Origin of the sequence: Leptospira wolffii serovar Khorat str. Khorat-H2 (assembly GCF_000306115.2) — a bacterium.
Taxonomy (GTDB): domain Bacteria; phylum Spirochaetota; class Leptospiria; order Leptospirales; family Leptospiraceae; genus Leptospira_B; species Leptospira_B wolffii.
In genome coordinates this window covers 558,878-578,089 of record NZ_AKWX02000020.1, presented here as the reverse complement: position 1 = coordinate 578,089, position 19,212 = coordinate 558,878, and the positions used below count along the sequence as shown (strand labels likewise).

At 45.4% G+C, this 19,212-nt stretch carries 19 protein-coding genes; 6 read left to right on the top strand and 13 right to left on the bottom strand.

The annotated features are described in order from the left end of the window. Positions 1-4 precede the first annotated feature (4 nt). Positions 5-931, bottom strand: a complete 927-nt coding sequence (locus LEP1GSC061_RS15955) for an alpha/beta fold hydrolase (RefSeq protein WP_016546008.1) — start codon at positions 929-931, stop codon at positions 5-7. A gap of 199 nt (positions 932-1,130) precedes the next feature. Here LEP1GSC061_RS15955 and LEP1GSC061_RS15950 point away from each other — a divergent pair, with 199 nt between their 5' ends. Beyond that, on the top strand, positions 1,131-2,024 hold the full coding sequence (locus tag LEP1GSC061_RS15950; RefSeq protein WP_016546345.1) for a hypothetical protein: 894 nt from the start codon (positions 1,131-1,133) through the stop codon (positions 2,022-2,024). Between the two features lie 24 nt (positions 2,025-2,048). On the opposite strand, the gene LEP1GSC061_RS15945 is transcribed toward LEP1GSC061_RS15950, so the two are convergent. After that, positions 2,049-3,557 (bottom strand): PLP-dependent transferase, encoded by a 1,509-nt coding sequence (locus tag LEP1GSC061_RS15945; RefSeq protein WP_016546184.1) that lies wholly within the window; start codon positions 3,555-3,557, stop codon positions 2,049-2,051. A gap of 60 nt (positions 3,558-3,617) precedes the next feature. Continuing rightward, a complete protein-coding gene (prfA, locus tag LEP1GSC061_RS15940; protein WP_016546770.1) occupies positions 3,618-4,682 on the bottom strand; it encodes a peptide chain release factor 1 in 1,065 nt (354 codons plus the stop codon). 40 nt (positions 4,683-4,722) lie between these two features. Between prfA and LEP1GSC061_RS15935 the strand changes: the two genes are divergently transcribed. Further along, positions 4,723-5,346 carry a hypothetical protein gene (locus tag LEP1GSC061_RS15935; protein ID WP_016546784.1) on the top strand — a complete coding sequence of 208 codons (624 nt, stop codon included), beginning with the start codon at positions 4,723-4,725 and terminating at the stop codon, positions 5,344-5,346. Then, positions 5,325-6,470: a hypothetical protein gene (locus LEP1GSC061_RS15930; protein ID WP_016546081.1), complete on the top strand. Its 1,146-nt coding sequence runs from the start codon at positions 5,325-5,327 to the stop codon at positions 6,468-6,470. Before LEP1GSC061_RS15935 ends, LEP1GSC061_RS15930 begins: the two co-directional genes overlap by 22 nt. A gap of 6 nt (positions 6,471-6,476) precedes the next feature. On the opposite strand, the gene LEP1GSC061_RS15925 is transcribed toward LEP1GSC061_RS15930, so the two are convergent. The 6 genes from LEP1GSC061_RS15925 to LEP1GSC061_RS15900 form a co-directional block, all read right to left on the bottom strand. Next, a complete protein-coding gene (locus tag LEP1GSC061_RS15925; RefSeq protein WP_016546194.1) occupies positions 6,477-7,505 on the bottom strand; it encodes a carbon-nitrogen hydrolase family protein in 1,029 nt (342 codons plus the stop codon). After that, positions 7,502-7,969: an NUDIX domain-containing protein gene (locus LEP1GSC061_RS15920; protein ID WP_016546156.1), complete on the bottom strand. Its 468-nt coding sequence runs from the start codon at positions 7,967-7,969 to the stop codon at positions 7,502-7,504. The genes LEP1GSC061_RS15925 and LEP1GSC061_RS15920 overlap by 4 nt, the downstream gene beginning before the upstream one ends. Before the next feature lie 32 nt (positions 7,970-8,001). Further along, positions 8,002-9,522: an MDR/zinc-dependent alcohol dehydrogenase-like family protein gene (locus LEP1GSC061_RS15915; protein ID WP_016546042.1), complete on the bottom strand. Its 1,521-nt coding sequence runs from the start codon at positions 9,520-9,522 to the stop codon at positions 8,002-8,004. Positions 9,523-9,528: 6 nt separating this feature from the next. Further along, positions 9,529-10,191, bottom strand: coding sequence for a rhomboid family intramembrane serine protease (locus tag LEP1GSC061_RS15910; protein WP_016546371.1), 663 nt, complete (start codon positions 10,189-10,191; stop codon positions 9,529-9,531). Beyond that, complete coding sequence (locus LEP1GSC061_RS15905; protein WP_016546413.1) at positions 10,188-10,877, bottom strand: TetR/AcrR family transcriptional regulator; 690 nt, start codon at positions 10,875-10,877, stop codon at positions 10,188-10,190. The genes LEP1GSC061_RS15910 and LEP1GSC061_RS15905 overlap by 4 nt, the downstream gene beginning before the upstream one ends. Before the next feature lie 67 nt (positions 10,878-10,944). Further along, positions 10,945-11,841 (bottom strand): fructosamine kinase family protein, encoded by an 897-nt coding sequence (locus LEP1GSC061_RS15900; protein WP_016546092.1) that lies wholly within the window; start codon positions 11,839-11,841, stop codon positions 10,945-10,947. Positions 11,842-11,908: 67 nt separating this feature from the next. Here LEP1GSC061_RS15900 and LEP1GSC061_RS15895 point away from each other — a divergent pair, with 67 nt between their 5' ends. Further along, complete coding sequence (locus LEP1GSC061_RS15895) at positions 11,909-12,892, top strand: glycosyl hydrolase family 18 protein (protein WP_016545974.1); 984 nt, start codon at positions 11,909-11,911, stop codon at positions 12,890-12,892. 103 nt (positions 12,893-12,995) lie between these two features. Beyond that, complete coding sequence (purT, locus tag LEP1GSC061_RS15890) at positions 12,996-14,159, top strand: formate-dependent phosphoribosylglycinamide formyltransferase (protein ID WP_040509288.1); 1,164 nt, start codon at positions 12,996-12,998, stop codon at positions 14,157-14,159. A 23-nt stretch (positions 14,160-14,182) separates the two neighbouring features. Here the strand turns inward: purT and LEP1GSC061_RS15885 are convergent, their stop codons facing one another. Next, positions 14,183-16,603, bottom strand: coding sequence for a 1-acyl-sn-glycerol-3-phosphate acyltransferase (locus LEP1GSC061_RS15885; RefSeq protein ID WP_016546302.1), 2,421 nt, complete (start codon positions 16,601-16,603; stop codon positions 14,183-14,185). 252 nt (positions 16,604-16,855) lie between these two features. Here LEP1GSC061_RS15885 and LEP1GSC061_RS15880 point away from each other — a divergent pair, with 252 nt between their 5' ends. Beyond that, positions 16,856-17,650: an LIC13411 family adhesin gene (locus LEP1GSC061_RS15880; protein WP_415751837.1), complete on the top strand. Its 795-nt coding sequence runs from the start codon at positions 16,856-16,858 to the stop codon at positions 17,648-17,650. 59 nt (positions 17,651-17,709) lie between these two features. Here the strand turns inward: LEP1GSC061_RS15880 and LEP1GSC061_RS15875 are convergent, their stop codons facing one another. The 3 genes from LEP1GSC061_RS15875 to LEP1GSC061_RS15865 form a co-directional block, all read right to left on the bottom strand. Continuing rightward, positions 17,710-18,072, bottom strand: a complete 363-nt coding sequence (locus LEP1GSC061_RS15875) for an LIC13410 family lipoprotein (protein ID WP_016546346.1) — start codon at positions 18,070-18,072, stop codon at positions 17,710-17,712. A 66-nt stretch (positions 18,073-18,138) separates the two neighbouring features. After that, complete coding sequence (locus LEP1GSC061_RS15870) at positions 18,139-18,588, bottom strand: MarR family winged helix-turn-helix transcriptional regulator (RefSeq protein WP_016546259.1); 450 nt, start codon at positions 18,586-18,588, stop codon at positions 18,139-18,141. After that, positions 18,585-19,070, bottom strand: a complete 486-nt coding sequence (locus LEP1GSC061_RS15865) for a glutathione peroxidase (protein ID WP_016546007.1) — start codon at positions 19,068-19,070, stop codon at positions 18,585-18,587. Before LEP1GSC061_RS15865 ends, LEP1GSC061_RS15870 begins: the two co-directional genes overlap by 4 nt. Between the last annotated feature and the right edge of the window lie 142 nt (positions 19,071-19,212).

Below are 19,212 nucleotides of genomic sequence, written 5' to 3'. Positions count from 1 at the left end.
AGGATCAATTTTCCAAGAAAGCTCTTAAATCCTTGGAAGTCTCGTCCGGAATTTCTTCCATGGGAATATGCCCCGCACCTTCGTAGGCGATAAATTTGGAGTTGGGAATGTCCTTCTGCCAATTTTGTGCGTATTCCAATTTCAACCATTTGTCGTTTTTGCCCCAAAGAATAAGGGTAGGAACGGAAATCGATTTGATTCCGTCAGAAACCTTGGGGTCGGAGAATTTTTCCCTAGCGGTTCTAAAGAAATAATTATAGGCGAGACGATTCCCTCTTCGAAACGAAAGATCCACATACCGATCTCTGATCTCTCCCGTTGCTTTGGAAGAATCTCCATAAACGTCTTCTACGCTCTTTTCCACAAGAAAAGAAGGTAACATATATCGAGCAAATGGGCTGACTAATGGATGGCTTCCGAGTGCGATCATATCCGGCATAGGTTGCACATAACCGGCCGCATCTATTAGAACCATCTTACGAACTTTCTTTGGATACTTGAGGGAATAATTCCAGGAAATATAGCCCCCCATGGAATTTCCCACCAGGTAGAATTGATCGATATTCAAGTATTTCATAAATCGATCCAATACCTCGACTCCTTCCTCTAAGTTCAGTTTATCTATATCTTCCGGCGGTCCCGTCAAACCATGCCCTGGCAAATCGATCCGCACGATTCTATACTTGGATTTCAATCTTTCGGTCCATCCGTCCCAAGTATGAAGGGATGCGCAAACTCCATGGAGCAGGACGATCACGGGTCCACGACCCTCGTCTCTATAATGGATATTTAAATCTCCGATCGGAGCGAATTTCGATTCTGAATTCGCGTATTTGCTTTTCAATTCTTCCAAAGGAATCGAGCCAACCCCCAAAAATCGACAAGACCCGAATAGGAGCGTCAATGCGATGATAAGCGTTTTTCGTTTCATTCTTCCTCACGTATTTTTCTGCTTAGAAATTGATACTCATGTCACTTTTATGAATCGGGTAAAGCCTAATTTTAGAACACGTTCAGAACGCCGATCGTTTCCTATTCTTCTGAAATGAAAGAAGATGACCTGGAAAATTCCATTGACAAAAACTGAATGACATGTCATTCTTATTTAAAACCTCTGTGAGGAGATGAAAATGGTACAAGTGGACGTATTTTGGGCTTATGGCCTGGGGGCAGGCTATGCAATGGCCGCTGCTCGCCAAATTAAGAAATTGCAAAAAGGGGAAGCGACCCAAGGCTCTCTCCCTTCTTTTAAAAGAGAGGAGAAGGCCTCTTTTTGGAAGAATGCCTATTTTATCGCTAACCTTCTCTATCTTTCCCTGTTATTCGCTCCGTCTGGATTGTACTTGGTCTGGCATTTTACGAGTTGGGAAACCATGCACGCGGGAGATAAGGGTATGCCGGGTTGGTTGGTGGCCTTATTCGGTTTGACCAATGTTTCCCAAGGTATTCTAGGCTATTGGGTGGTTTGGTCTCTCCTAAAGGCCGGTAGGAACTTCTTAGCCTACTTGCAAGTTCCTCTAGGATATTTCGGAATGTTCTTCATCTTAGTACACGGTTGGGACGGAACCGGCTATAAAAGATTTTTCTCTTCTACCGCAGCGGAATTTCAGAACGGCTGGACCTGGAATACGGCCGCTAACTGGCTATTTTCGGACGTAGCAATTACGTTATACGCCATGGGCGCGATTCTTATTCCTGTTCTCATCGTATCTCTTCTGAGCATAGAAAAAGAAGGTTGGGCCTTGGGTGGTAAGGAAGAGTTAGCGGTGAAGAACTCTCCCTCCGGATTATCTTCCGTTCTCGCTTTCTTGGCAACAGTGTTCGTCGGTTCCTTAGGACTCGCGATTCTTTCCAGCGTCTTGCTTCATAGTTTGGGGTGGATTTTAGGAAGCATAGTGGCAATAGCGGGAATTTATCTGTTGGGAATTTCCAGATTCGGTATCTTCCCGTATTTATATAAACTCGTTCTACAAGTTCCCGAAAAAGGAACCGTTAGCCTGCAAGGAGTACGTTCGGCGGCCTGATCGCGGTTTATTCTAAAATAAGCCCTAGGTCTTGTCGCCTAGGGCTTTCTTGAACTCTGAGATCAGGAAGTCTGGATTTTCACGCCCGATGGAAATTCTCACTAAGCAAGGATCCAGTCCCACTTCCTTTAGAAATCCTCTTCCTGCTTCGGTGGATACTAATTCATAGTGAGCTAAATACATATAAAGCATATTTAATGTGAATTCCGTTCCGAAGCTAGGACCTTTCAAAAGCTGCAGAGAATCGTAGAAGGATTCCAAAGGAACTCCCGGTTCTATCGTGATTACCCCGCAATGAAGATCCTTTTCCCTGGCGATCTTCGAAAAATTTCCGTGATTTTCTTCGGAACCGCTCCAATGCACTGCCTTAATTTTAGGATGATGATGGAAAAAATCCGCGAGTATAGCCGCATTCTTTCCGATCTCCCTGACTCTTTCCTCGTATCCTTGGATCTCGAAGGCGAGACGTTCGCAATCCCGAATATAAGGAGTTTCCACGTACTCCGGACATTCCTTCTTAAATTCTTCGAAATACGGAGAAGAAGGATTTAAGATAAGGGCGCCCATCATAACGTCGGCGTTCCCGGACGCGAATTTAGTCAGGCTTTCCACGATGATGTCAGCGTAAGGGGAAAGGTCCACCACTGCGGATCCCGCGACGGAGATATCGGCCACCAAAGGAATTCCGTATTTTTCGAGGAGTCGTTTCAGTTCCGGATAATCCGGAACCTGGATGAGCGGATTTGTAGGAGACTCTGTGAGAATCGCGGCCACACGGTGACCCTCTTTTTCCAGGAACTGTTCCAATTCCTTCAAATCCACGACTTCGTGGAAAATCTGGGAACCTCTAGAATATTTTTCTAATATACGAATATTATCTACGTAGAGCCAGCCAAGACGCAGCCATATGTCCTTGCCCTCTTTGGCTCTCAATCGATCCAATACTTTGAACGCGGAATAGATCGCATTCATCCCGGAGGTGGACAAAAGCACTTCCATCTTTTTTCCGGAATAAAAGGAAGAGAGTGTGTCTACGATCTTTCGGTAAGGTTGGTCTTTTATGGATTCTTCCGCAAATACGGAATCCAAAACGCCTTTTTTATAGAGATAATCCTCCGCCTTTCGAGAGGAAACGAGACAACCAGTATGTTGGATAAACGAAAGAACCTTCGCTTCCTTATCCTTATCGGGAGGAATCGTTAAAGTTACGATGCCAGCATCCTCAAATATGACGGCACCTTCGATATCGAACAAGGAAATGATATGCTCTGCGACTTTTCTGGAGTTGATTACGAATTCGGGACCTTCGATACCTTTAGATTCGCGGTTTAAATCCAGGATTTTTTCGATATAAGCGTGGGCGACGAACCTGGGATATCCGGCTTTCAACCTGGATAAGGTCTCGACCCGCTTTTCCTCGTAACCGATTACGTCGGCTACTTCCGGTAGACTCATGGATACGGCGTGAATATTCTCAAAGGGAATTCTTTCCCCGCAAACTCTCCGGTGAGGTTCGTGTATTTCCTGGATCATGGTATGATTACCATCGCAAAATCTGACTCACAAACATCAACTCTAAAGAGTGAAAAATCCTCAGGCATTTTGGGCGCTGGCTAGACGTTTTATACGATCCTCTTCCGTGAGAGCGTTGATTAGATCGTCCAAGTCCCCTTCCATTATAGCCGAAAGATTATGACTGGTAAAGCCTATCCGATGATCCGTACATCTTCCTTGGGGAAAATTATAAGTTCGAATTCTCTCCGATCTGTCTCCGGATCCAACCATCTGCTTTTTCATGGCGTCTGCGACGGCCTTTTTCTCTTCGGCTTGTTTTTCCAAAATTCTTGCGCTTAGAATTCTCAGAGCCTTGGCTTTGTTCTTGTGTTGGGATTTTTCGTCCTGACATGCGACCACAACTCCGGTCGGAATATGGGTGATCCGAACCGCGGAGTCGGTGGTGTTTACGTGCTGCCCGCCCGACCCGGAAGAACGGTATACGTCGATTCTCAAATCGTTTTCATTGATATCGATTTCGGATTCCTCCGCTTCCGGTAAAACGGCCACGGTGACAGCGCTCGTATGAATACGGCCTCCGGATTCGGTGGCCGGAATTCTCTGTACTCTATGAGTTCCCGCCTCGAACTTAAAAAGATCGTAAGCTCTTTCGTTTTCGAGAGCAAAAATGATCTCCTTTAGACCTCCGATCCCTGTAGGAGAAGAATCTATTACCTCGTGCCGGATCCCCTGTTTATCGGAGTATTTTGTGTACATCCGGAATAAATCCGCAACGAAGAGACCGGCCTCTTCTCCTCCGGTTCCGGCGCGGATTTCTATCAGGATATTTTTCCCGGAATTCGGATCCGGAGGCAAGAGTAGGATCTCCAGTTCTTTTTCCAGAGATTCGATTCGCTCGGTGGCGACTTTTTTCTCCTCTTCGTACATGGACCGCATATCGCCGTCCTTTTCCGTTTTGAGAAGTTCTTCCGCATCCTTTCTATCCTGCAGAAGTTTTTTATATTCCGTGATTTTTTCGAATAAAGGCGTCAGTCGGGAACGTTCCTTATAGAGCTTCTTTAAATCGTCCGGATTCGAAGCTGTCGTAAGTTCATCCGATATTTTGAGGTATTTTTGTTGTATTTTTTCTAGTCTGTCTAACATAGAAACAGTATCCCATTGCCTTGGTACCCTACTCCTTTCCATGGAAAACTACAATTCGATCCTCTCCGCTGTTTCTGATCAGGTTCTAGACCTGCTTTCCGGTTTGCACTCTTACAGAAGCCCTTACGCCAAAACGATCGGAGAGCCCTCCGATTTCATTCACGAGCTTACTCAAAAAGCCTCCCTGCAAACGGCGGGAGCGAGCGCCCTGCTCTCCCTGCCCTCGGGGCGCTTAGGTGCGGCTACGCTTGCGCCGGAGTTAGTACTAATCCTGAGAATCCAAGGAAAATTGGTGAAGGACATCGCTGCCTTATATGGAAAGGAGCAACAGGTCACTCCGGAATTGATGGCCTATTGTCTTTTTCAAGAGAGGAGTTCCTTTTTTCGGAATTTTCTGAAGGAAGCGGGAGCAAGAATTTTGGTCCGGCCCGTTACCTGGAATCTTTTAAGACAACTGGCCTTTCAAATTGCACAAAGTTTCCATAAGGGAAAGAAAGTCGAGGCCCCTAAAAGAAAACTCTGGATTCCTATTTTAGGCTCGCTACTCTCCGGCGGACTTTCCTACACCGATACCAAAAAAATCGCGTATAGAACCAAGGATTTGTTTTCCAAAGATATTATCAGCGTCAGATCCGACGAGCCTTGGGCAGAGGAATCCGCCTGAACTCCTTCTTCTCATTGAAAACGCCGGTTAAAATATTTCTTTTCCTCCTCCTCTTCGGAATTATCGCGAACTGTAAAAGCAAGCAGGAAAGCCTCATCGAGGAGATCCAAGAGCTGTTCGAAGAGGAGAATTTCGAAAAGGCCGCTAAGCTACTCAAGAATTATCTCGTAAAACCCAAATCGGACGACGAAGTCCTATCCTTGGATAAACCGGAAACTCCTAGAATTGTGGAATTGTCCTACGATCGTAAACGACTGGTTTATCTCGAAGATAGCAGGCTAACTTGGAGGGATATGGGCGACGGTAGCAAGGAAACCAAAAGTCTAGACGAGGTTCCCGCTTCCTTATCCGTTTCTTTGAATGCCAATTTCGCGCTCGCGGAATATCCTATGACAAACGGTTGTAGATTATTTGCAATTTCCTTAAAGAACAACGATCTTCATTACGAATCCGGAGCACAGATCTCTTGCAGAAATCGAGGAGGTATCTCCGACGACGGTTCCAAGATTTACTATTTCGTGGATAATCAGCTCTATGAAGAAAAAACGGTCGAGCCTCGCACACCCAAGTTGATCGTTTCCAAGGAAAAGATCGCTCCTCCATTCCCGAACTTGAAAGCGAAATTCTTTCTCTTTCCGATCGGTAAGGACTTCCTACTCTTCTCCGGAAACGCGGGATCCTATACTCTCTATTACTTCCAACCGGAAAAGAAATCCGTCGAAAAACTGGACCAAGAAATCATCAGTCCTCTGATTTATTACGGAACCGGAGATGCTGCGTATTATTTGGGCGGAACCATCGGCAGATTGCACCTGAGAAGAATCCAATTCGGAAAAGGAAAGCCTAGCGTATCGAAATTATTCACGGTAAGCCGTAAAGAAATCAACCCTTGGAAATTGCCTACGAAGAACGAATTCATATCCAATTATTCCGGTAAGGTACATCTATGGGGACCTTTGCGTAAAAGCCAGGTGTTGCCGGTTCTATGCGAGAGAATTTGGTTGGTGGATCAGAACAAATTGTTATGCGAGAACGAATTGGGCGAATTGTATCTGACTCATTTGGATTTTCCTCAGGAAGACTGGACTCTTCTCAAAATGTACGAAGAAGCCAGAGACAAATAAGTAATCTTACAGATATATATTGATGAGAATGGTTCCCTTCTGAGCATCCGAAGGTTCGGGAGTTCCGTACCTAGTCTTAGCGAAACTCTTTCCCGGAAATTCGTAATCCCAAGCCTTACCTGAGAATTGGATCAGGCCGCTCGTTTCGAAGGAAGAATTCTTAATCCAGTCTTTGAATTTTCCTTCGTCTTCGACCGAACCTAAACCGATCCATCGACTTACATAAGTCTTCTTAGAGGCTTCTTCGAAATCCGGATTTTTCAGATCTTCCGTAAAAGAGATCCCTATTCTACCGAAACCTACATTGGCCACCCAAACATTGGAAACGTTTCCTTTCGACTCGGGGCCGAAAATTCTAGAACCGTTCTTCAATAAGGAGCCTTCGATCAAATTTCCTTCGGAATTAAAGATATAAGATCGTTCTTCCCAATTTCCTGGTTGAATGGATAGAACGCCTTCCTTTGCGGACGGAGAAGGCAAGCGGATAGAACCAGCAAGGATATCCACTCCGTAAATTTTCGCTAAAGAGGAGAAGATTCTTTGGTATCTCTCTTTAGATTCTTCCGCGGAGGAATAAGAAATAGAATCCTCGCTCCAATGAAGTCCCTTCAAGTTCTTGAAAAGAAACCTTTGGAAGAAAAGATTTCGGCTCCAAGCCGAAGACTCGGTTGCCTGGTTCAGGATTTCCTTACGGGAACCCATTAGAAAAAGATAATTTCCAATTTCGGGAGGATAAACGACCAAAGTGGATTTTTGGAGCCATCCTTTTTCGTTCGCAAAGGCTAAGGGCTCTTCTAGCCAGGCTCGGAGACGATCCTCTCGCGTAAAATACTCCGGTTTAAAATCCAATTGTAGGATCAGTAAATTTCCGGACCTTCTATCCCAACCTAGGGAAACGTTTTTGACTTCTTTCTTAGGCGTTCCTCTCTGAAAATCTTCGTCGCTTAAAGGAACTCCCGAGAGAATCCAACCGATAAAGGCGAATAAAGGAACGAGTATTAAGGAAGCGATTGCGTTTCTAGCGAACGGGCTCATCCCAACCAACCTATGGAATCCAATTTTCCTGCGGAGATTTTAGGAGCGTATTCCTTTTGATACAAACGGATCGCATCCAACATATATTCGAAAAATAACTGACTAGGGTCATAGGAAATTGCGTCCACCCAAGCGATATAATCGTGTTCGTCGGACAATTTGATTTCTCCGGAAAGAAATTCTCCGTGATAAGCGACGATCACACAAGGATGGTTTCCGTCGTTCACGCGATGTTTATGAATAAGAATGGGCTTAGGGTGAATTTTAATCTTACAATCCTCTCCCATTTCTTCCTTCAATTCTCGGGCAAGACTTTCCAACCAATCTCCGTAAAACTCGTCCTCGTTCATACGACCGCCCGGAAGATCACCGAACCCGGATTTTCTGTCTCTTAGGATCAGAAGCTCGCTTCCTTTTCTTAGGAATACTTTTTGGGTGATTTGAAAGAATCCGTGTTTACTCAAGGGAAGACTCCGTACCGGTTCCTAATACTCGGTCAGGATGCGGAATGCCTGACAATCACTTTTATATTCTGCGGTTCCCTTGCCGCAAGATAGGCTTCGGGCAAACGATTCGAATCAAATTCCGAACGAATCAATGCGTCCGCAATTTTATACATAAAACCCGGTTGGGATTCTACAAGAGAACGAGTCTTTCTAAAATCTCCGCATCGGCTTGAGCTCAGAACACCGCCGGACGCAAGCCAGCGAATAAGAGGATTCGAGTCCCGATTTCCGATCGAAGGAATCAAAATGAATCCTCTAGGCCTTACCAAGCTAGGTTTGTCCTTTCCGTTCGGCCTTAAGACTCGATCGATCTCCTCCGAAGTGGAAACGATCGCAAAATCGAAATGAGGAAGTTCTCCCGTAAATTCAGAAGATCGTAAAAAATCAACCGCTTCGTCTATCGTTCCGTAAAAGAAATGGAACTTCGCGTCCGAGAGGCTTTGGAGCCAAGATTGTTCTTCCTCAGAAAGCTTAGCCGAACTAGAGACAAACACCCAGGTACGAGAAGAAGGAAGAATCCCCCAAGTAAGATCCGGAAAATTCTTTTGAAGTCCGCAAATCGAGATTTCATCCACCACCATTTCTGTCAGATTCTTCACGCTGAGAGCCGGCTGGCCATTCGTGGTCTTTCTATGGATTTCTTTTTCCGTCAAATGGATAGATTCTTCCAATCCGGCAATGGAGCCGCTCGTATCGAAAACCAAATCGAAGTAGTTCCTACAAGAATCCCAACTCATCTCAATTTTCGAATCTTCGGAACGAATTAGAAGACCGGAAGGATTTTCTTCCGAACCTAATCCCGGAAAGAAGAGAGAAGCGTCCGCACCGACCGACAAGGATAGATCCGCCAAATCTCTGCGCCGAACGACGGATACGATCTCAAAGGAGAAACCATTCTTCTTTCTATATAAATCCAATGCTGCAATTACGAGAGAACCCAATCTTCTAGGTCCCAAGACTGCGATTTTCTTAGGGAGTTCGCCTCCCCCTCTTTGAAGTGAGACTTCCACGCCATGCAGCGATGCTGCAAAAGGTTCCAGTAAAACTGCTTCCTTATCCAATAGCTCCCCGGTCTCGACGAGAGTTCCTACAGGCGCAAGAATATAAGGACCGAATCCCCCGGGCAAACGATCGATTCCGAGTACTAGCCGAGTCGGGCTATGAGTAGGAATTCCACGGCGACAAAAAGCATCCCCTTCTTCTCCTCGGGAAATAGCAGTATCATTGATTTCTAATACGTATTTTTTTCCGGTAAGTCTATCTGAGGCGAGGACCTCATGCCCTATCACTTGAGGCAAAGCAAATGGTAGAAATCTACGGTCCAGATCGGTGGAGCATATCCCGCAGAGTTCTGTCTTCAAAAGACGATACCCTTTCCCAAGTTCCAGATACGGGTCCGAATTTCGGGTGATTTTCCAACCGCCTTCTTCCGAACCTTTCATTTCGTAAGTCGCTTTGGAAAAAGAATCGTCGGAATGATAATCGAAGGCGATAAATCGTACCGATTGCATTTGCCGTCACCGGGCTCCCACGAAAAATCCTAGAATGAGAAGCAACACGACGAAGACCAGATTGAGTACGAACCCCATGTGCAATTCTCTTCTGACCTTATTATTCAGAAAATAGGCGGCGAATACCACGGATAAAAAACCGCCCAGATGAGCCCAATGGGCGACCTGGTCCTTGGCGAAAAGATTCGTGATATCCGAATACACCATCAACCAGGCTACTGCAAAAACGGGAAAAGGAAGATTCCTCTTTCGAATGCGAATCGAAAACGGAGATAGAAGAGCGGCGACCGCTGCTAGACCGGACACGGCCCCCGAAGCTCCGATGGCAGGTTCCCTTTCTCCTAATAGAATTCCCCGAACGAAGGAATCCAAACCTCCGGAAACGATGGCGCCCATAAAAAAGAAAAGCAACCACTTGCTCGGACCCACCTTGTATTCCACGATTCTTCCCAAGAAAAATAGAAAGAGCATATTCCAAAAAAGATGGGTCATGTCCGCATGAAGCAGAGTCATTCCCACCCATTTCCAAGGATAGAATTCTCCCGGCCTGCTGATAAAGAACGAGTCCAACACTTCCGGCGGTACTACCGTGGATAAAACGATCTGGGATACCGTAATCAGTCCTACAAAAAAAGCAGTAAGAGGGAATTCGAATAGGAAGGCCCTCATCTCTTTCCCTGAACGATATAATGTTTCATATAAGCCTTGAGGATAACCTTTAATTCCTGCAATATCCCGTCCGCTAAAATCTGATCCTCACTCTCTCGAAGCCAGCGACTTAAGACGGAATCCGTAACCTCGACGATGATTCTGGACATCACCGTCATTTCTTCCTTTTCCTTCATCCAGGGAATCACTCCGAAAAAAAGATCGGAAACGAAATCTGCTATCATCCTATTATTCGCGCGATCTATCTTAACCAATTCGGGGTCCAGATTCTTGTTCGACCACAAAGGAATAAATCCGGGCTCGGATTTGTAAAGTTGAGCGAACGCGTCTATGATCATGTCGGTCAATTCTTCCCAATGAGAGATATCGGGCTTGTCCTTGATGAATTCCAGAATCATGGCATTGACTCTTTCCAAATGCCTTTGTCCTACCGCCTTCAGAATCGCGTGCTTATTGGGAAAATACTGGTAAAGTGACCCGATCGGAACCTCGGCCCTTTGAGCGATCAGATTGGTATTGATCCCTTCCGTTCCCACTTCGTCCAATAAATCCGCGACTACGTCCAAGATGTACTGAACCCTTTCGATCGCGCGCTTCTGGGAAGGCGATTTTCTTAGATTCAGTTCGGAACTTTTTTCGTTAGGTTGAGAAGCGGAGGAGCTTCTTTTTTTCGCGGCTTTGGACAAACGGATATTCTCCGGGAATGATTCGATTCTTACTAAAGAACATGCAGGTTAGTTTCCTTCAAGAAAACTATTTCACACCGTAATAGCGAAGAATATGCCTAAGACTGGTTAAGTAAGAAGCGCCGAACAAATTGATATGAACTAGAATAGGATATAATTCCCAGAATTGGATTCTATCCTTGAAGTTAGCGGGATCTTCCACGCCAGAGACGGAGAGAATATTCTGCATCTCTTCCAAATTCAAAGGACTACCGAAAAGTTGCAGCATAGCCAAGTCTTGTTCCGGATGAGAATAGGAAACCGAAGGATCGATCAGATATGCGAATCCGTTCTTGCCCTGCAATACGTTACCCGACCATAAATCTCCGTGTATCAAACGGGGTTGGATTTTATCCAAATTCCAATCTTCGGAGAATCTTTCGAATAGTCTTTTTATAATCTCCAAATCGCGGTCGTTTAATAATTTGTGAGCTTGTGCCAATTCGATCTGCGGCTTCAATCTCTTCTCCCAGAAGAACTCCCGGAAAGTGGAATACCAACCGTTAGGCTGCCCCAGAGAGCCGATGAAATTATCCCTTTTCCAGCCCCAGGAACCGAATTCGGATCGATATAGATTCTTAAGACTTGCGATTAGATCATCTCGAAACCCGGCGGAGGAACCAGTCTCCACGAATTCCATGGCGAGAAGAGAGGTCTTACCTAAGTGGACAGTTCCGAAACATTCCGGGACCCTAACTCCCAGTCTGCAAAGATGTTCCAAGCCTTCGGCTTCGGCCTCGGCCATCTCTTTTTTAGGAATGATCTTAACGGCAAAACGAGAACCGTCTTCCGCTTTAACCTGATAGAGTTCGAATAGACTAGAAGAATGGTACCGTATCTCGGCTTTCTTAGAAGGAGAAAGTATGCCTAGCCGATCCAATCCATCTCGGATCAACTCTCCTATGCCTGTATTTGTGGTTGCCATCATTCGCATCCTTTCCAATTCTTCGACCCGGGTTACTCTTTAAAAATCGGAGTTCGGATCTCCCGGATTGAAGAAAAATCAAAGATCGGTTCCCTTATTATTACAGGACGAAGAAATGAGAGGCATTTCTCGATTTTTACGACAAATAACGTTCTTGGTATCGCTTTCTCTATGTCCCTTATCGGCCCAGGAAACGGAGATATGGAAGTATGCGGTCCATCAGGATCTAAAAGAAAAGCCGGAGTCTTATTGGGAGAAGGAACTACAATCGGGTGTAACTTTATGTTTTACAGGAGCTTTCATCTCTAAATCCGCCGAAATCCAACATACTCCTCCGCCTAGGTCGGTTTTAATCCTAGGCCGCAATAAACAGATACGCTGGATCCCTTTGATTACCTTTCAGAATATAGCCGTCGGAGAAACGGTATTGGGATCGGAGGCCCTAAGGGCAAAACTTCGCAAGAATTTAGAAATATTCTTATCGGAAAACAACGATTATGCGGGGGTACACTTGGACTTCGAGGGCCTGAATCCTTCTTACCGAGGGGATTACAAAGAATTACTCATCGAAATCCGACCCGTTTTTCGAGAATCCGGCAAAGTATTATCCTTAGCCTTATTTCCTCAGGAAGAATTCTCCAAATCTCTAGCCGCCTTCCATTCTTCCGTGTTCAGACAAAACCTCGCGGACGAGGTGGTCCTCATGGCTTACGATCTACATTCTCCCAAAACCGTTGCGGGACCGGTTACTAAATTTTCCTGGGCGGAAAAGAACATCGATCTTCTATTACAATTTTACAAACCGAACCAGGTTTGGTTGGGCCTTCCTCTTTACGGGTATTATTGGGAAAATGGACGCCGACCTCCCAGACTTCTCACAATCGGAAAAGATAAGGACTTTGCCGTACAGTACGGTAAAGAATCCGACGGTATACGGATGATCCGTACCGGTAGAGGAGAAGGTAGCCTGATCCTAGACAATACGCGCTGGAAAGAATATGCCAAAAACCTAAAACTTAGGGGGCTCGCTTACTGGAGGCTGGGATTCTAATCTCATCGAAAGTCGTCCGAAATTCTTAACAATAATGGGATTCCTTCGTGGCTTTTTTTTCCTTCCCATAACGATTCCCCGTCGGAAATTCACCCATAAGAATATGAGAAAGAAAATCCTTCTTTTAGGCTCGGGAGAACTGGGCAAAGAATTCGTAATCGCAGCCCAAAGGCTGGGCCAATATGTGATCGCTGTAGACAGTTATGACGGCGCCCCCGCCATGCAAGTGGCGCATGAAAACGAAGTCATCGATATGCTGGACGGGGATCTTTTGGACAAAGTCGTAGCTAAGCATCAGCCGGATCTGATCGTTCCGGAAATCGAAGCCATCCGAACAGAAAGATTCTACGAATACGAAAAGCAAGGATACCATGTAGTTCCCAGCGCCAAGGCCGCAAATTTTACGATGAATCGTAAATCTATCCGGGATCTTGCCGCAAAGACTTTAGGTTTAAAAACCGCGAAATATAAATACGCTACGAGCTTGGAAGAACTTAAAGGAGCGATCCTAGAGATAGGGATTCCCTGCGTGATCAAACCTCTCATGTCTTCTTCCGGAAAAGGACAATCCGTAATCCGAAAAGAGGAAGAAATAGAGCCTGCTTGGATCGCCTCCCAAACCAAGGGAAGAACGGGTGCCTCCGAGATCATCATCGAAGAATTCATTCCTTTCGAATCCGAAATCACGCTCTTAACCGTAACCCAAAAGACCGGACGCACTCTATTCTGCCCTCCCATCGGCCATAGACAGGAAAGAGGCGATTACCAGGAAAGTTGGCAACCTGCGGAAATCTCCAACGGACAATTAAAAGCGGCAGAGTCCATGGCGGATAAGGTAACTAGAGAATTAGGCGGCTCGGGAATCTGGGGTGTAGAATTTTTTCTAACCAAGGACGAGGTGTATTTTTCCGAATTATCTCCTCGCCCCCATGATACCGGAATGGTCACTCTAGCCGGCACCCAAACTTTCAACGAATTCGAACTGCATCTGCGTGCGGTCTTGGGACTTCCGATTCCGGAAATTCTTTTGGTTCGTAAAGGTGCGAGCGCTGTCATTCTCGCGGAAACGGAAGGAAATATTCCGAATATCCAAGGATTGGATAAGGCTGCGGAAATGCCAGAATCGGATCTTCGCATCTTCGGAAAACCGGTCACCAAAAAATACAGGAGAATGGGGGTCGCTCTGACTTATACCAATAAGGACGAGTCCATATCCATGCTCCGGAAAAGAGCCGTATTGATCGCATCCAAGATAAAGATAGATTAGAATAATAGAATGTCGGCCGAACTTTAAGTTCGGTCCGGCACCATATTTCCGTAATATTGTAAAAGATCCTTATCCAAAACACGGATCAACTCGCCGTCTTTTTGGATGAACTTGCGAGCTAATAGGACCTTTATTCCTTTGTTCAGGATTTCTTCGGTATCTTTGGTAAGATAATTTCCCTTAAATGCGAGCACCCTTTCCGTCACCATGTAACGGAGGTCGGCGATCTTAACATCCCCTCCCGCTTCCAGAATCAACTTAGCCAATAATTGGTTGGGAAGAATGCGATGATGGGCCTGCCAAGACTTGGAAATTTCCGCGGAAATGGAAAGAGTCGGATCATCCTCATGAATGTATCTAGAAACAGGAATCGGTTCGCAAAGATCCATATACACTTCCGTTCTCTTAAACAAAAAGTCCTTAAAGGAAAGATGAGTGTCCTTACCGGTAAACTCCACATCTTCCGGAACATTCTCGTAAGACAAAACGATGGGAACGACTAGGACCTCGCTACCCGTATGTTTGAATGCATCCACCGAAGTGGAAAGAATTCCGGTTTTGATCGGAATGATACCGCCTGTTCTGGAGCGGGTTCCTTCCGGATAAACCAAGGTAGGAATTCCCGCCTCCAACATCATGGTGGAATATTGGGTCAAACATTCCAAATAGAGCAGATTTCGATTCCTTTTTCTATCCACCATATACGCGCCCAAGGATTTCAAAACTCGAGCGAGCCCCGGAGTCCCCATTACTTTCTTATCCGCCGCGTATCTAGGTACAGGTAATCCCAACCAGCGCAAACCGAAAGCGACTTCGATAGAGTCCAAATGAGATCTGTGAGTCGGAGTATAAAGAATATCGTATCTGGAAGCCAGAGCTTTGATTTCCTTTACCTGCCCTCCGATTTTCGGAAGACCGCCTCCCGATTTAAAACCACCGATCGCAAACCGAGCGGGAGCCACCAAATGAATCAAAGATTCCCTTAAAAAAGGGCTGTACTCGTCCGCGATTTCGGAAACGTAGAATTCTACGATACGCTCTAGGTTACGACTCTTTCCGGATTCGTAAGCCTCTTCCGCCTCTTGCCAAAGTTGGATCTCTTTAGGGAGCAAAAATAAATCCGTTTCGGATTGGGTTTCGATCGCCTCGGTATATCTTTTTTCCAGAGATTTGATCTGCAGACCGGATTGCTTTAGGATTCGATCCGTCATACCTGGTTGGGAATGGATATGTCGAAGCACCCTTCTACGTAACGCTTGTTGGAACTCTTTTCCGGAAGCCAAGGATAGACCTGCGCGTTTTCTTGCGGTCCTAGAGATGGTTTTAATTTCGTCGCTGGTAGATTTGGATACGAATCGGATGATTTCCGTGGGAGAAACCTTGCGAGTCAGCACCTCGAAAAGCGTGGTGAACACCGGAAGCTCCACCTTATGTTCTTCGGCAAGATCCAGAATGGTGGAAAGAGCGTAGGCTCCTTCCACATGGCTCTCGCTTTGATCGATTTCCTTTTGTATAAATTCCTTAGGATTAAAGAATAATTCGATTCTTTCCAATAGATTGGGAGTGTCCTCACCCGAGATCAATTTTCGAATGAACCTTTGCCCATAGGCACGATTTCGGCTGGCACGAGACGTAGTTGTGGTAATCAGATCCGCCAATCCGAATTCCAGAGCAGGTTTGATGGGAAGTTCCAACGCTTTCAAAAGATCTAATATTTCCGAAAACCCTATACTGACCAATTCTCCCTCGAAATTTGTCCCGCATTCCGGAATACCGCTTACGATTCCGCAGGCGATTGCGATCGGATTTTTCATTACGCCCGTTAATTCGAGAGAACGAATCGCTTCGAAGGATTTGATATGATTTCGAGGGCCGGAAAAAAGACCTTCTACGATACCCGAAGCCCTTTCTCCCGTGGAAGCGATAGAGAAAAAACTATGTTGGCCCTTAACCATCTCGGAAAGAAGATTCGGACCGGCTATGGAAACGTATTCCAGGTCCAGATTTCCCTTAGTCTTAAGAACGTTTAAAACGTAGTCCGAAAATGTGATGGCGCCGGTTTTCCTACGGGTAGAAGTGGAAACCAGTCCCTTGGTAAAAGAAAGAATCGTGTGTTCTTCTTTGGGGGATAGAAGTGAGGATATTCTATCGATTGCGCTTTCCATCTGGCGGGAAGGAACCGCAATAACGATCACCCAAGAACCTTCCGATAAGAAATCGAAATCGCTGACGATGTTTATATTCTCGGCGAGGGGAACGATTTCGTCCAAGAGTTCCGCCGAGCGATCCTTTTGCATTCGATCCGCTTTCTTTTTATCGAAATACCAAAGGAAGACTTGATCCGCCTTTTCCGATAGATAACCGGAAAGGAAAACGCCCATCGGACCGCCTCCGAATATGGCGATCTTCTTATAGCGAATCTGAGTCTCGTCCGTTTCGTTCATCTCGTCGTTTCCGTTTCTTCTATTTATGATCTGGATAGTTTCTCATTTGAGAAAATGAGGGAAACCAATAAAATTCTAAAACTTTTGCGATTGCGTTTCTCGAATATATACGCAGATTTGTTGGAGAATCGGTTGTAGGAGTATTTTTTACATAACTGTAAAGAATCATGCATCGGATCGCTTTTATTCGTGAAAACCTTCTCATCCATTCATCCCTCGATTTCTTTTTCAAAACCGAAAATCGTGAACGCTTTGTTCATTTTTAATTCTTTCACTTCGTACAAAAGAATGTTCTGTTCCATTCTTATCCTATCGATCCATCTTTTGCTTCTGGACTGCTCCACCTATTGGGCGCATAGAAGAAACGATCTCTCCGACGTATTTACTGCAGGAGTGGAGAGTCCAGGATACGGGCTAGGAATGAGGATCGGACCTCTTGCTACCGGATTCGTATTCCAAGGGGGAGAAACTGCTCCCGGCAAAAGGGACCTCGGGACCGGATACGGATTACGCGGAGGCAGTTTCGGAAACTATCGATCCCAACAATTGATCTTCGGAATACTGGGTTCGGAAAAATACCATGCGCTTCCGAATGCCGAAGTTAAACCGCAAGCGACCGGTGAGAAGGAACCTGCCTCCGCCGAAGCAAATTCTTCCGACTTTCTATTTCCTGATACTGGGACCGAACCGGAATCCGACGCAAGCACTCCCGAGCTTTCCAGCGAGAGACAAAACGCTAAAAGCTACAATATTAGATATTTACGTTTTTATCATAATCCGGTAGCGGAGAGAAGAAAGGCCAAAAAGGAGGCTTTCTATCGGAAGTTTTTGGAAGGCTTGGACCCCGAGAAAAAGAACGAAGAAATACAGACTTTTCTATCTCAGAATCCAAAGAATAAGGACGACTACCCTTCCGCTTTTCTTTTCGAAGTGGAATTCTATATTGCAGTCCGATACGGAATAAGACTGGGTTTTAATGCGGGAGAATTCTTGGATTTCCTACTCGGGTTCGTAGGTCTGGATATTCTGGACGACGATATCCAATAAGTTTAAAATAAAAAGGGCCGCAAAAGCGACCCCTCTCTTACGGACAAAAACCGTTCGAATCACAGTTTGTATTCGTATTTTTTGATGACTCCCTTTTTGTCCACGATCACGCGAATAAATTTAGTGCTGTCGTCCACTCTGGAGGGTTTTTCGGCGAGAGTCTTATAGGAATTCTTTTGGTAGGTAGTGGACTCTAGATACCATTCCAGAAGGGAACCGTCTTGGGTATTTTCCTCTACGGTCGGAGTTCCGAGTACGGCTTCGGCTTTAATTCTCTTATCGCCTTCTTTGATCATTTTTGCTTCAAAAGTGCGAAGATCGGAATTGGGCTGATAAGCCGGCTCCGATTTTTTTTGCTCGGAAGAGCAAGCTCCCACGAAAAGAACCGCGATGAATAAGAACGCGGAAAGTAATTGTTTCATTCTAAACTCCTAGGCGCTGCGCGCGAATTAAAAGAGGGCTCAATACTTTCCGGGAAAAAGGATTTGTCACGCCGAATTTCGGACTTTTTCCTCCACCAGATGTAGCAGTTCGTCTATATCCTTTTTTAATCGAGTCACTCTCTCCTGGCTTAGACCCGAGGCTTCCATCAGGCGTTCCGGTATACATACCGCTTTTTTCTTGAGATTGCGAGCCTTCTGGCTGAGACGAACCACAAGAGAACGTTCGTCGTTTTCGGATCTTTCTCGAGTCAAGAGACCTAGAGTTTCCATCTTTTTCAAAAGAGGGGTCAGGGTACCGGAATCCAAAAATAGCCGGTCGCCTATTTCCTTAAGAGTGATGCCATCCTTCTCCCAAAGAACTAATAATACTAGATACTGAGGATATGTGATATCCAACTCCTCCAGAAGCGGGCGGTATAACGCCGTCACCGCCCTGGAAGAAGCATAAAGCGGAAAGCAGATCTGATTCTCCAGCTTTAAGGATTCGTAATTCACTTGGAAAGAAGTTCCTTGATCTGGCTGTCTATTTTCTCGGGAGGAGTCATCGGAGCGAATCTCTTGATGACGTTTCCTTGCTTATCCACTAGGAACTTAGTGAAATTCCATTTTATGGATTGTCCCAAAAGTCCCGGGGCCTTTTGTTTCAGGAAGGTGTATATCGGATGAGTTCCTTCTCCGTTTACTTCGATCTTTTTGAAGAGAGGAAAGTTTACTCCGAAATTGACTTCGCAGAAACTTTGGATCTCTGCATCCGTCCCAGGCTCCTGGTGACCGAATTGGTCGCATGGAAATCCCAGGATCTCCAGACCGTTTCCTTTGTACTTGTCGTACATTTCCTGTAGTCCCTTGTACTGGGGGGTAAATCCGCATTGACTAGCGGTATTCACGATCAAGAGTACTTTTCCTTTGTAATCTTCCAGCTTCTTTTCTTTTCCATTATTTAAAGTAGCCGTAAGTTCGTATAAATTCTGGGCCATTTCCCTACCTCGTGGTGTTTCCCATTTAGATTGTATACAATTTAATTTTGTTCAATCTTTTTTCAATTTCGTACATTTCTTTTTTTGAGCCTAAACCTCGGTCGAGACTGGATATAAAATTCTCATAGATCCCGAATTAATT